At 70.1% G+C, this 12,885-nt stretch carries 9 protein-coding genes; 7 read left to right on the top strand and 2 right to left on the bottom strand.

What is annotated here, in order from left to right:
* Positions 1-14: 14 nt before the first annotated feature.
* On the bottom strand, positions 15-1,052 hold the full coding sequence (locus tag FHG89_RS25000; protein WP_139586854.1) for a LacI family DNA-binding transcriptional regulator: 1,038 nt from the start codon (positions 1,050-1,052) through the stop codon (positions 15-17).
* Positions 1,053-1,365: 313 nt separating this feature from the next.
* On the opposite strand from FHG89_RS25000, the gene FHG89_RS25005 reads away from it, so the two are divergent.
* From FHG89_RS25005 to FHG89_RS25030, 6 genes are all read left to right on the top strand, one after another.
* Positions 1,366-3,750: a beta-xylosidase/alpha-l-arabinosidase gene (locus FHG89_RS25005; protein WP_139586855.1), complete on the top strand. Its 2,385-nt coding sequence runs from the start codon at positions 1,366-1,368 to the stop codon at positions 3,748-3,750.
* 10 nt (positions 3,751-3,760) lie between these two features.
* Positions 3,761-4,747, top strand: a complete 987-nt coding sequence (locus FHG89_RS25010) for an ABC transporter permease (RefSeq protein WP_139586856.1) — start codon at positions 3,761-3,763, stop codon at positions 4,745-4,747.
* Positions 4,744-5,652 (top strand): carbohydrate ABC transporter permease, encoded by a 909-nt coding sequence (locus FHG89_RS25015; RefSeq protein WP_244295813.1) that lies wholly within the window; start codon positions 4,744-4,746, stop codon positions 5,650-5,652. The genes FHG89_RS25010 and FHG89_RS25015 overlap by 4 nt, the downstream gene beginning before the upstream one ends.
* Before the next feature lie 43 nt (positions 5,653-5,695).
* Positions 5,696-7,333 carry an ABC transporter substrate-binding protein gene (locus tag FHG89_RS25020; protein ID WP_139586857.1) on the top strand — a complete coding sequence of 546 codons (1,638 nt, stop codon included), beginning with the start codon at positions 5,696-5,698 and terminating at the stop codon, positions 7,331-7,333.
* A 166-nt stretch (positions 7,334-7,499) separates the two neighbouring features.
* The gene (locus FHG89_RS25025; RefSeq protein WP_139586858.1) at positions 7,500-8,189 is read left to right on the top strand and encodes a DUF624 domain-containing protein; all 690 of its coding nucleotides are present in this window, start codon (positions 7,500-7,502) and stop codon (positions 8,187-8,189) included.
* An 88-nt stretch (positions 8,190-8,277) separates the two neighbouring features.
* Positions 8,278-10,416: an alpha-glucuronidase gene (locus FHG89_RS25030; protein ID WP_244295818.1), complete on the top strand. Its 2,139-nt coding sequence runs from the start codon at positions 8,278-8,280 to the stop codon at positions 10,414-10,416.
* Between the two features lie 8 nt (positions 10,417-10,424).
* On the opposite strand, the gene manD is transcribed toward FHG89_RS25030, so the two are convergent.
* Positions 10,425-11,633, bottom strand: coding sequence for a D-mannonate dehydratase ManD (gene manD / locus FHG89_RS25035; protein WP_139586859.1), 1,209 nt, complete (start codon positions 11,631-11,633; stop codon positions 10,425-10,427).
* Positions 11,634-11,935: 302 nt separating this feature from the next.
* Here manD and FHG89_RS25040 point away from each other — a divergent pair.
* Positions 11,936-12,885 (top strand): extracellular catalytic domain type 1 short-chain-length polyhydroxyalkanoate depolymerase (locus FHG89_RS25040; protein ID WP_139586860.1); only part of this gene is annotated, 950 nt, incomplete at its 3' end.

The following is a 12,885-nucleotide window of genomic DNA, read 5'->3' on the forward strand; positions in this document are numbered from 1 at the left end:
GGGTCCTCGCAGGGTCAGCGCGGCTGGGCGGGGGGCGCGGTGCTCTCCCGGACGACCAACTCGGTCACCAGATCGATCCGGCTGGTCGCCGGCTCGTTGCCACGGGCCAGTTCGAGCAGCATCTGGGTGGCGATGCCGGCCATGTCCCGCAGCGGCTGGTTGATGGTGGTGAGAGGCGGGTCGGTCCAGGCCGAGACGGGCAGATTGTCGTACCCGATCACCGAAAGGTCCTCGGGAACGCGCAGGCCGCACTGCCGCGCGGCCCGGAGCACCCCCATCGCCTGGATGTCCGAGCCGGCGAAGATGGCAGTGGGCCGGTCCGCCAGACGCAGCAGTTGCAGCCCGTGGGCGTGCCCGGCGCCCGCCGAGAAGCTGCCGTAACGGGTCAGCTCGCGGTCGATCGGCACCCCGGCCTCCTCGTGCGCGGACTGGAAGCCGGCGGCGCGGGCGCGGCTGCAGAGCACATCGGGTGGGCCGGAGATGATGGCGATCCGCCGGTGCCCCAGGTCCAGCAGGTGGCGGGCGGCGAGCAGGCCGCCGTTCCAGTTGTTGGACCCGACGGTGGGCACCGACGCCGAGGTCGCGCTGTCGGTGTCGACGACGACGAACGGGATGCCGTGGCGTCGCAGGTGCTGCTGCTGTACCTCGGCCAGGTGGGAGAGGACGAACACCACCCCCAGTGGACGGTCGGCGAGCAGCGCGTCCAGCCAGCGTGGCGGCGGGCGGTGCGCGCCGTCGAGTTGGGCGACGGACAGACCGAGCCCGGCGGCGGTGGTCACCGCCTCGACGCCGCGCAGGATCTCCATCGCCCAACCGGTGTCGAACTCGTGGAACACGAGATCCACGCGCCCTCCGCCGGACGAGGATCGCCGGTTGCGGCGCTGGTACCGATGGCGGTCCAGGCTCTCCTCGACCCGCGCTCTGGTGCCGGGCGCCACATCACCTCGGCCGTTGAGGACCTTGGAGACCGTCGCGACCGAGACACCGACGTCATTGGCGATTGTCGCGATGGTGGTGGAGGCGGGTGGGTCGAGCGGGCGGTGCTCTGTCATCGCAGCCTCAACAGCATCCGAAAGTTTCGGAAGACCCTAACATGACAGACCATTCGCGCCAGCCGATACGGCAGTCGGTCCCTCCGTACCCGTCGTCGGCGTCGCCCGCTCGCAACGGAGCGTCCACGGTCGCCTGACGGAGTGCAGGAACCGCCCCTGCCGAGGCATCGATGAACCTCTTGACATGCCCCGACGGGGCACTTAGGTTGCCGAAAAGGTTACGCAGGTTTCCGGAAAATTTCGGATCGTGAAATGTCCGCCGCGGAGCTGGCCCCTCAGGGCGCGGATGCGGCCGGAGCTAAGGGGTCTCGGCATGAGAAGTCAGTCGCCCGTCGACAGCGGCGTCGCGCCGTGGCGCGATCCGCACCTGCCGCCGGCCGAGCGGGTCGAGGCGCTCGTGTCGCTGATGTCGCTGGAGGAGAAGATCGCCCAGCTGGTCGGGGTCTGGGTCGGCGCCGAGGCGTCCGGCGAGGGCGTCGCTCCACACCAGTCCGACATGATCGACGGTACGCCGCCCTGGGCCGAGATCATCCAGCACGGACTGGGGCAGCTCACCCGCCCCTTCGGCACCGCGCCGGTCGACCCGGTGCTCGGCGCCCGGTCGCTTGCCGCGTCCCAGGCGCAGATCGTGGCCGCCAGTCGGTTCGGGATCCCGGCGCAGGTGCATGAGGAATGCCTCACCGGTTTCGCCGCCTGGCGGGCCACCGTCTACCCCACCCCGCTGGGCTGGGGCGCCGCCTTCGATCCCGAGCTGGTCGAGGAGATGGCCGGTCGGATCGGGCGGTCGATGCGCGCCGCCGGCGTACACCAGGGGTTGGCGCCCGTCCTCGACGTGACCCGGGACTACCGCTGGGGCCGCACCGAGGAGACGATCGGCGAGGACCCGTACCTGGTGGGGACGACCGGAGCGGCGTACGTGCGCGGTCTGGAACGCGCAGGTGTCGTGGCCACCCTGAAACACTTCGCCGGCTACTCCGCCTCCCGGGGCGGACGCAACCTCGCCCCGGTGCCGATGGGCCCCCGCGAGCTGGCCGACGTGATCCTGCCGCCCTTCGAGATGGCCCTGCGGCTCGGGGGCGCCCGCTCGGTGATGAACTCCTACGCCGAGATCGACGGCCTGCCCGTCGCCGCCGACGAGGAGCTGCTGACCGGTCTGCTGCGCGACGAGTGGGGCTTCACGGGCACCGTGGTCGCCGACTACTTCGCCGTGCGCTTCCTGCAGACCCTGCACGGCGTCGCCGCGGACGCCACCGACGCCGCCCGGCTCGCCCTGCGCGCCGGAATCGACGTCGAACTGCCCACCGTTGACGCCTTCGGCCCCCCGTTGGTGGCGGCGGTCCGCCGGGGCGAGGTCGACGAGTCGCTGATCGACCGCGCGCTCCGCCGGGTGCTCACCCAGAAGATCGAGGTCGGCCTGCTCGACGAGGACTGGCGGGAGCTGCCCGACGACGTGGCGAACCTGCGCCTCGACGACGAGACAAGCCAGGACGTCGCCGTACGCCTGGCCCGGGAATCAGTCGTCCTGCTGCGGAACACCGGCGTGCTGCCGCTGCCCGCCGGCCGGCGGGTCGCCCTGGTGGGTCCGGTCGCCGACGACCCGATGGCCCTGCTCGGCTGCTACTCCTTCCCCAACCACGTCGGCGTGCACCACAGCGGGTACGGGCTCGGGCTGGACATCCCCTCGCTGCGCGACGAACTGGCCCGGCGGGTCCCGCAGCTCGCCCACGAGCCGGGTTGCGCCGTCACCGGCGAGGACACCTCGGGCATCCCGGCGGCGGTCGCCGCGGCCACCGCCGCCGACGTCTGCGTGCTCGCCGTCGGCGACCGGGCGGGAATGTTCGGCCGGGGCACCTCCGGCGAGGGCTGCGACGCCGCCGACCTGCGACTGCCGGGCGTCCAGGCCGACCTGGTCCGGGCCGTCCTCGCCACCGGCACCCCTGTCGTCCTGGTGCTGATGACCGGGCGGCCGTACGCGCTCGGCCCCGAGTTCGACGCGGCGGCCGCCGTGGTGCAGGCGTTCTTCCTCGGCCAGCGGGGCGGGCAGGCCCTCGCCGAGGTTCTCACCGGCGGGGTGGATCCGTCCGGACGCCTGCCGGTGAGCGTTCCCCGCGACGCGGGCGGACTGCCCGGCACCTACCTGGCGCCGCCGCTGGGTCGCCGCAACGAGGTGTCGTCGGTCGATCCGACGCCGGCGTACCCGTTCGGCCACGGGCTGAGCTACACCACCTTCGACTGGTCCGACGCCACGGTGCTGGGACCGGCGGACGAGCCGTACGCCGACCCCGCCGAGCCGGCGGTCTGGCCGGTCGACGGCGCGGCCCGGGTGCGGGTCACCATCCGCAACACCGGCGCGCGGGCCGGTGTCGAGGTCGTGCAGCTCTACCTGCACGACCCGGTCGCGCAGACCACCCGCCCGGTGGTCCGGCTGGTCGGCTTCACCCGGGTGCCGTTGGAGCCCGGTGAGGCGGCGCACGTGACGTTCGACGTGCCGGCCGACGTGGCGTCGTTCGTCGGGCTGTCCGGCCGGCGCATCGTCGAACCCGGCGACGTCGAACTGCGGCTGGGCCGGTCCAGCGGCGACGCGGCGGCGACCCTTCCGCTGCGGCTGACCGGCGCCGAGCGCGCCGTCGGCCACCAACGGGAACTGCTCACGTCGGTGCGGGTCGAGCCCCTCGTGGCCGTCCCGCACTCCGACTAGGAGGCCGAGGATGACATCGACGTTACGGCCCCCGCCGCCGGCCGCGCCCCGAGCGGCGGCGGAGTCTCCGCGCCCCGCGCCGCACCCGCGGCGTCGCCGGAGCTGGCGGCAGGCCCTTCGTCGGGACTGGCAGCTCTACTCGCTCGCCGTCCTGCCGCTGCTGTTCTTCCTGATCTTCCGGTACCTGCCGATGATCGGGAACATCATCGCGTTCCGGCGCTTCAAGCCCGGCGGCAGCATCTTCGGTGAGTACTGGGTCGGCCTGCGCTACTTCCGGATGTTCTTCACCGACCCGACGTTCTGGGAGGTCTTCACCAACACGCTGGTGCTCGGGGCGCTGACGCTGCTGTTCTGCTTCCCACTGCCGATCGTGCTGGCGCTGCTGCTCAACGAGGTGCGCGCCCGCCGGTTCAAACGGTTCGTGCAGTCGGTGTCGTACCTGCCGCACTTCCTGTCGATCGTCATCGTGGCGGCGATGGTCATGCAGTTGACCTCGATCGACGGCGCGGCCAACCAACTGGTCCGGATGGTCGGCGGGGACCCGGTGGCGTTCCTCCAACAGCCGCAGTGGTTCCGCACCATCTACGTCTCGTCGGAGGTCTGGCAGACCGTCGGCTGGGGCACGATCCTCTACCTCGCCGCTCTCACCACGGTCGACGAGGACCTCTACGAGGCGGCCCGGATCGACGGCGCCAGCCGGCTGCGGCAGACCTGGCACGTCACGCTGCCCGGGATCCGGCCGACGATGGTGACGCTGCTGATCCTCAACATCGGCAGTTTCATGGCGGTCGGGTTCGAGAAGGTCTTGCTGCTCTACAACCCGTTGACGTACCCGACCGCGGACGTCGTCTCCACCTACCTGTTCCGGATGGGCTTCCAGTCCAGCAACTTCAGCTACGCGGCCGCGATCGGTCTCTTCGAGGCGGTGATCGGGCTGGTGCTGGTCCTGTCGGCGAACCTCATCTCCCGTCGCACGGTAGGGACGAGCCTGTGGTGATCCTCGGTACGAAGAGTGATGCCCCGCAGACGCGTGGACCGGTGGACAGCCGTGGTTACCGGATCTTCCGGGTGGTCAACACGATCGTCCTGATCGGCGTCGTGATCGTGACGCTGTTTCCGTTCCTCAACATCGTTGCCCGCTCGCTCAGCGATGAGGCGTACATCATCGCGGGGAAGGTGAGCCTGGTCCCGCGCGGGTTCGACCTGACCGCGTACAAGCTCGTGATGTCCGACGCGATGTTCTGGACGAACTACCGCAACACGGTGGTGTACACGGTGGTCGCCACGCTCATCTCGATCGTGCTGACCACGTGCTACGCGTACGTGCTGTCCAAGCCGCAGCTCAGGGGCCGGGGCCTGCTCGTCGGCGTCGCGCTGTTCACCATGTTCTTCTCCGGCGGCCTGATCCCCAACTACGTGCTGGTCACCAGCCTGGGAATGAAGAACACCATCTGGGCGGTGGTGATCCCCAACGCGATAAGCGTGTTCAACCTGCTGGTCATGAAGGCGTTCTTCGAGAGCCTGCCGACCGAGTTGGAGGAGGCCGCGGCCGTCGACGGGCTGAACACGTACGGCATCCTGCTGCGCATCGTGCTGCCGCTGTCGAAGGCGATCATCGCGACGATGGTGCTCTTCTACGCGGTCTCCTTCTGGAACTCGTGGTTCAGCGCGTTCCTCTACTTCGACCGGCAGGACCTGCTTCCGGTCACCGTCTACCTGCGCAACCTCATCGCGGGCGCCACCAGCGCGGAGTCGGCCGCCGCCGACGCCGACAAGGTCCAGGCGGCGGCCACGTTCCAGGCCGTGACGATCGTGCTCACCACCCTGCCCATCCTGGCGGTCTACCCCTTCGTCCAGCGGTACTTCGTCCGCGGCGTGATGCTCGGCGCGGTCAAGGGCTGAGCAGCGCACCACCTCCCACCCCCCACCACCGAAAGGACGAGCCATGATCTTCAAGCCGTGGCGTCGCGTGGCGACAGCCACCGCGGGTCTGCTCGCGCTCACCCTCATCGCCGCCTGTTCCGAGGATCCCGGCGAGTCGACGGACCTCTCGGAGAACAAGGTCGGCGCGATGGCCACCTACGGCGTCGGCGACCAGTTCAAGGCCACCGAGGCGCTGTCCTTCTCCACCCTCTACAACAACCACACCTTCTACCCGCTCAAGCAGGACTGGCTGTTCTGGTCGGAGCTGACCAAGCGGACCAACGTCACGATCGAGCCGGTCGCCGTTCCGTTGAGCGACTACGAGCAGAAGCGCAGCCTGCTGATCGGCGCCGGGGACGCCCCGCTGATCATCCCGAAGACGTACCACCCGCAGGAGAACGCGTTCGTGTCCTCCGGGGCGATCCTCCCGGTCAGTGACTACATCGACCTGATGCCCAACTTCAAGGACAAGATCGCCAAGTGGAACCTCAAGCCGGAGATCGACAACCTGCGGCAGTCCGACGGTAAGTTCTACCTGTTGCCGGGGATGCACGAGAAGCCCACGCAGGACTACACGGTCCTGATGCGCATGGACATCCTCCAGGAACTCAACCTTGCGGTCCCGAAGACCTGGGACGACCTGTACACCGTGCTCAAGGCGATGAAGGCGAAGTACCCGAACGTCTACCCGTACTCCGACCTGTTCAGCAAGCCCAACCCGACCGGCGCCCTGCTGAACATCCTCGGCTCGGCCCACGGCACCCAGGCGGGTTGGGACTACCAGCACGCCACCTGGGACCCGGCAGCGAAGAAGTTCACCTACACCGGCGCGTCCGAGCAGTACCGGCAGATGGTCACGTACCTGCACAAGCTGGTCGCCGAGGGTCTGCTCGACCCGGAGAGCTTCACCCAGACCGACGACCAGGCCCGGCAGAAGCTCGCCAACGGCAAGTCCTTCGTGGTCACCGGCAACGCGCAGACCCTGGTGAACAACCACCGGCCCGACCTGGCCAAGACCCTGCCGAACGCGAAGATGGCCAAGATCCCGCTGCCGATCGGCCCGGCCGGGGAGATCAACCCGTTCCCGCGCCTGGAGAACGGCATCATGATCTCCACGAAGGCCCGGGAGAGCAAGAACTTCGTGGCCATGATGCAGTTCATCGACTGGCTGTGGTATTCCGACGCCGGCATGGAGTTCGCCCGCTGGGGCGTCGAGGGCGTCACGTTCACCAAGGACGCCTCCGGCAAGCGCTCGGTCACCCCTGAGGTCGACGTCCTCGGGCTCAACCCGAAGGCCCCCAAGCACCTCCAGAAGGACTTCGGCTTCTACAACGGCGTCTTCGCCTACGGCGGCACCCCCGACCTGGTCCGTGGGTTCTTCTCGCCGGAGGAGCTGGAGTTCCAGAAGGTGATGGACGCCCGCCAGCCACGGGTGGTGGCGCCGCCCGCCCCGTTGACCGACGAGGAGCGCGAGCAGGTGTCGCTCTGGGAGACCCCGCTGAAGGACTACGTCACCCAGAACACGCTGAAGTTCGCCCTCGGCCAACGGCCCCTGAGCGAGTGGGACGCGTACGTGGCCGAGCTGAAGGCCAAGAACTCCGAGCAGTACATCGACCTGGTCAACAAGGCGTACGAGCGGTTCCAGAAGAGCAACGGTTGACCGGTGGGGTCCGGTCGGGCGGCGCCCCGTCGCCCGACCGGGCCCCGACGACCAAGAGGACAGCGATGAGCATCACCGTCTCCGACAAGCGCGCCGACGCCGGGCGGCGCCGTCTCGACGCCGGCCGCGGCGAGCGCCCGCTCGGGGCCGACCCGGGAGGCCAGCCGTGAGCGGCGCCGGGCACGCCTGGCGGCAGTTCGGCGACGGGCCGCTGTCCCGGGCCGCCTCCCGGGTCTACATCCTGCTCGTGGTCGAGCTGCTGCTCCTGCTCACCACACTGCCCGGCCTGCTCCCACTGCTGCTGCTCGGCCGCGACGCCAGCAACCTGCCGCTGGTGGCGCTCTTTCTGGTGCCGGTCGGCCCGGCGGTCGCCGCCGCCCTGTACGCGCTGCGCCACCAGCGCCCCGACCTGACCGAGCTGCGCCCCGCCGCCGTGTTTTGGCGCGGGTACCGGGCCGACCTGGCCGGCGCGCTGCGCGTCTGGGTGCCGACGCTGCTGTGGCTGACCGTGCTCGCCGTGAACCTCGCCTACCGAAACGCCGTCGGCCTGCCGGGCTGGTGGACGGTGCCGCTGGTCCTGATCGCGGTGGGTGTGACGCTCTGCGCGGCCAACGCCCTGCTGATCACCGCGCTGTTCGACTTCCGCACCCGCGACGTGCTCCGCCTGGCCGTGCACTTCCTCGTCCGTACCCCCGGTGTCACCGTGGGCAACGCCCTGCTGCTGGCCGCGGCGGCCGGTATCACCGCGGTGTTCTCCGAGGCGGTCCTCGCGATGCTCGCCTCGGTCGCGGTCCTGGCCTTCCTGCGCGTCGGCGAACCGATGCTCCACCTGATCCGGAAGGAGTTCACCGCGTGAGTCTGCCCGTCACCGCCACGGTGCCCTTCGGAGGCGACGACAACCTGCGTCTGCCGGCGTACGGCGTCGTCGTCGTGCGGGAGGACGGGTGAACGCCGACAAGTCCGTCGATGTGGAGCAACTGGTGTTCGTCGAGGAACCAATGGAAACCCACGAGCCGCGCGTGCACGCCGCCTGGCTGCCCCCGGAGGCGTTCCGGTCGCTGGGCGCGCGCCGCGTCCTCGTACACGGTGAGGGCCTGCTCGTCGACACCGTCCTCGACGAGGTCTCGCGTGCCTGCGCGCGCTACGGCGGACGCGTGTGGCACTCCCCGTCGTGGGACGTCGACGTGGACCTGGTGCTCGCCCTGCGGGGCGCCGGCGAGCTGCCCAATCCGGCCGTGGAGGCCGCACGGTCGGCGGGGGAGGCGGCGCTGGCCGAGATCGGCGACGGCGAACCGCTCGGTGAGGAGGGATTCCTGCTGGACCGCGACGGCGAGGTGACCGTGGTGCTGGCCGACGCGCCCGCCGGCCTGCTGTACGGGCTGTTCCACGTGGTCCGGCTCTGCGCGGCGGCCTTCGACCCGGCCCGCCCGCCGGAGCGACACCGGCCGGCGCTGCGCCGGCGCATGCTGAACCACTGGGACAACGTGGCCGTGCACCCGGTGATGGGCCAGGTCGAACGGGGGTACGCGGGCGGCTCGATCTTCTGGCGCGACGGCCGTCCGCGCGGCGACCTGGCCCGGGTGCGCGCGTACGGGCGGCTGCTCGCGGCCAGCGGCGTCAACGCGATCTCGGTGAACAACGTCAACGTCGCCCGGACGGAGGCGCTGCTGCTCACCGACCGGCTCGGCGACGTGGCCGAGATCGCCGACGCGCTGCGCCCGTACGGCATCCGGGTGCACCTGTCGGTCAGCTTCGCCGCGCCGGTGCTCCTCGGCGGGCTGTCGACCGCCGACCCGCTCGACGAGGGCGTCCGCGACTGGTGGGTCGCCACCACCCGCCGGGTGTACGACCGCATTCCGGACTTCGGCGGCTACCTGGTGAAGGCCGACTCGGAGGGGCAGCCCGGCCCGTTCACGTACGGGCGTGACCACGCCGACGGGGCGAACCTGCTCGCCGAGGCCCTCGCCCCGCACGGGGGAGTGGTGCACTGGCGGGCGTTCGTCTACGACCACCACCAGGACTGGCGGGACCGGTCCACCGACCGGGCGCGGGCCGCGTACGACCATTTCACCCCGCTCGACGGACGGTTCCGCACCAACGTGGTCCTCCAGGTGAAGTACGGGCCCGTGGACTTCCAGACGCGCGAGCCTGTCTCACCGGTCTTCGCCGCGATGCCGGCGACCCGGCTGGCGCTGGAGTTGCAGGTCACCCAGGAGTACACGGGCCAGCAGCGGCACATCTGCCATCTGGGCCCCTGGTGGGGCGAGGTGCTGCGATTCGCCCCCTGGGGCCCGGGTGGACGGACGATCGCCGACGTGGCCGTCGGGGAGGCGGGGGCCGGCGGTGGCCTGGTCGCCGTCACCAACACCGGCGACGACCCGTTCTGGACCGGACACCCGTTGGCGCAGGCGAACCTGTACACCTTCGGCCGCCTCGCCTGGGACCCGTGGCGTGACCCGACGGAGGTCCTCGACGAGTGGATGACGCTTACCTTCCCGCCGTCGGCGACCGCCGACCCGGAACTGGTCCGGCGGACCCTGCACGAGATCATGGACGACTCGTGGCGTACCTACGAGCGGTACACCGCCCCGCTGGGTGTCGGCTTCATGGTCCACCCCGGCGACCACTACGGCCCCGACGTCGACGGGTACGAGTACTCACGGTGGGGCACCTACCACTTCGCCGACCGGGACGGCGTCGGCGTGGACCGCAGCCGCGCGTCGGGCACCGGCTTCGCCGGGCAGTACCCGCCGTACTGGGCGCAGGTGTACGAGTCGCCCCGGACGTGCCCCGACGAGGTGCTGCTCTTCTTCCACCACGTCCCGTACTCACACGTCCTGCACAACGGCTCGACAGTCATCCAGCACATCTACGACACGCACTTCGCGGGCGTCGAGGAGGTGGAGACGATGCGGCGCCGGTGGCGGACGCTCAACGGGATGATCGATCCGACGGTGTACGAGCGGGTGGCCGAGCGTCTCGACGAGCAGGTGCGCTGCGCCACCGAGTGGCGCGACCAGGTCAACACGTACTTCTTCCGCAAGTCCGGTGTGCCGGACGCGCAAGGGCGACGCATCTACTGACCCGCCGGTCACCAGGGGTGGACGGTGCCGTCCTCCAACCTGTTCACCGGAAGGTACGCGGGCGCGTACGGATACCGTGCCGCCGCCTCCTCGTCGATGTCCACACCGAGACCGGGGGCTTCGGCGGGGTGCAGGTAGCCGTCGGCGTAGTGGTAGCCGTGCGGGAACACCTCGTCGGTCTGCGCGGTGTGCCGCATGTACTCCTGCAACCCGAAGTTGGGGATCGAGATGTCGAGTTGCAGTGCCGCGGCCATGCAGACGGGGGAGAGGTCGGTGGCCCCGTGCGACCCGCTGCGGACATGGTGCAGCGCCGCGAGGTCGAAGATCCGGCGCAGGTGGGTGATGCCACCGGCGTGCACCACTGTCGTCCGGATGTAGTCGATGAGTTGTTCCCGGATGAGCTGGGCGGCGTCGAAGATGCTGTTGAAGACCTCGCCGACCGCGACCGGGGTGGTGGTGTGCTGCCGGATCAACCGGAAGCCCTCCTGGAGGTCGGCGGGGACCGGATCCTCCATCCAGGTCAGCGCATACGGCTCCAGGCTGCGCCCGAGCCGGGCCGCCTCGATCGGCGTGAGCCGGTGGTGCACGTCGTGCAGCAGCCGCAGGGTGGGGCCGAACTCGTCGCGGACCCGGGCGAACACGGTCGGCACGTGCGCCAGGTAGCGCTGTGTCGACCAGGTGGCCTCGCTGGGCAGCGCCGCGTCGGCCGGCTCGTAGAAGAGCTTGTCGGCGCTGACGCCGTACGTCTTCGGCAGACCCGGGACCCCGCACTGCACCCGCACGGCCCGGTAGCCGAGGTCGACGTAGCGGGCGACCTCGACCAGCACCTCCTCGACGGTCTCGCCGTTGGCGTGGCCGTACACGGTGACGCCCTCGCGGGAACGGCCGCCGAGCAACTGGTAGACCGGTAGGCCGGCGACCTTGCCCTTGATGTCCCACAGCGCGGTGTCCACGGCGGCGATCGCGCTCATCGTGACGGGCCCGCGCCGCCAGTACGCGCCCTGGTACAGGTACTGCCAGGTGTCCTCGATGCGGGCCGGATCCCGGCCGATCAGCAGCGGCGCCACGTGGTCACGCAGGTACGACGCGACGGCCAGTTCCCGGCCGTTGAGGGTGGCGTCTCCGACTCCGGTGACGCCCTCGTCGGTGACGATCTTGAGGGTGACGAAGTTGCGGCCCGGACAGGTCACGATGACCCGGGCGTCGACGATCTTCACTCGATCTCCTTCGTGCCCACGGGTCCTGTGTGGACGCGCGCAGGGGGTGACGCGAGGGATGTGGGAAGCCCGACACGTTTCGAGAACGTCCCGATGATAGCCCGCTCATCGATGTCCGGTCAGGGCTCCTCGTGGGCAGCTCGCACGCGATCCCGCGTTCCGAAAAGATTCCGGAAGTCTTGACAATCCAGTGTGCTCGATCGAAGCTGACGTGGTCACGCGAGCCGCGGTCAGGGTCGGGCGAAGGGCAGTCCTCGACTTACTCCCCTTCCATGCGCCAATTCCCCGAGGAATCGCGAACGATGACACTCAAGACAAGGCTGTTCGGCGCCGTCCTGACGGTCCTCACGCTGGCCGCCGCCGCGCTGACGTTCGCCGCGCCGGCATCGGCGGCGACGCTGACACAGGTGACCGGCTTCGGCACCAACCCCACAAACCTCCAGATGCACCTGTACGTCCCGGACCGGGTGGCCGCCCGGCCGGCCGTCCTGCTCGCCCTGCACTACTGCACCGGATCGGGCCCCGCGTTCCACTCCGGCACCCAGTACGCGTCCCTCGCCGACCGGTACGGGTTCATCGTGATCTACCCGTCGGTGACCCGCAGCAGCAAGTGCTGGGACGTCGCCTCACCGCAGGCCCTGCGCCGCGGCGGCGGCAGTGACCCGGTCGGTCTCATGTCGATGGTCGACTACGTGAAGCAGCGGTACGCCGCCGACCCGACCCGGATCTTCGCCACCGGCACCTCGTCCGGGGCGATGATGACGAACGTCATGCTGGGCGACTACCCGGACGTGTTCGCCGCGGGCGCGTCCTTCGCCGGAGTGCCGTTCGCCTGCTTCGCCACCGGGGGCAGCTCGGAATGGAACAGCGAGTGCGCGAACGGGCAGCTCATCAAGACCGCACAGCAGTGGGGTGACCTGGTCCGCGGGGCGTACCCGGGCTACACCGGCCAGCGGCCACGGATGCAGATCTGGCACGGCACCAACGACGAGACACTGCGCTACCCGAACTTCGGCGAGCAGGTCAAGCAGTGGACCAACGTGCACGGGTTGAGCCAGACCCCGACGTACACCGACTCGCCGCAGTCCGGCTACACCCGCACCCGGTACGGCAGCAGCGGCCCGATGGCGCCGGTCGAGGCGATCAGCATGCAGGGCGTCTCGCACAACCTGCCTGTCGACGCGGCGCAGGTGATCCGCTTCTTCGGGCTGGACGGCACCACGCCGCCGCCGACCACGCCCCCGCCGACGAC

This window comes from Micromonospora orduensis, assembly GCF_006228125.1.
Classification (GTDB): Bacteria; Actinomycetota; Actinomycetes; order Mycobacteriales; family Micromonosporaceae; genus Micromonospora; species Micromonospora orduensis.

Coding starts and splice junctions, on each gene's coding strand:
- FHG89_RS25020 (WP_139586857.1), top strand. CDS start 5,696: ATGATCTTCAAGCCGTGGCGTCGCGTGGCGACAGCCACCGCGGGTCTG.
- FHG89_RS25000 (WP_139586854.1), bottom strand. CDS start 1,052: ATGACAGAGCACCGCCCGCTCGACCCACCCGCCTCCACCACCATCGCG.
- FHG89_RS25005 (WP_139586855.1), top strand. CDS start 1,366: ATGAGAAGTCAGTCGCCCGTCGACAGCGGCGTCGCGCCGTGGCGCGAT.
- FHG89_RS25010 (WP_139586856.1), top strand. CDS start 3,761: ATGACATCGACGTTACGGCCCCCGCCGCCGGCCGCGCCCCGAGCGGCG.